The following is a 271-nucleotide window of genomic DNA, read 5'->3' as shown; positions in this document are numbered from 1 at the left end:
GGCCATCGAACGGCCCGTCGGCGAGACCTGGCCGCCCCACAGGGGGAACCAGCCGAGGTTCTCGTTGAGCCACGTCCAGAACGGCGTGAGCACCGGGGCCAGCACGAAGAAGCCCCAGAGGCCGTAGATGACCGAGGGGATCGCGGCCAGGAGGTCGACCAGGGCTCCGAGGACCTGGGACAGCCGGCGCGGCGCGTAGTGCGAGATGAACAGCGCGATCCCCATCGCGACGGGCACCGCCAGCACCAGGGCCAGCACGGCGGCGAGGACC

General features: G+C 71.6%; 1 pseudogene. It reads right to left on the bottom strand.

Features of this window, described 5'->3' with window-relative positions:
- A pseudogene (gene pstC / locus WDW90_RS39520) lies at window positions 1-271 on the bottom strand (phosphate ABC transporter permease PstC); the annotation flags it as partial.

Origin of the sequence: Methylobacterium nigriterrae, from assembly GCF_037106235.1 — a bacterium.
In the GTDB taxonomy this organism is placed as follows: domain Bacteria; phylum Pseudomonadota; class Alphaproteobacteria; order Rhizobiales; family Beijerinckiaceae; genus Methylobacterium; species Methylobacterium nigriterrae.
This window is presented reverse-complemented; position numbering and strand designations above follow the sequence as displayed.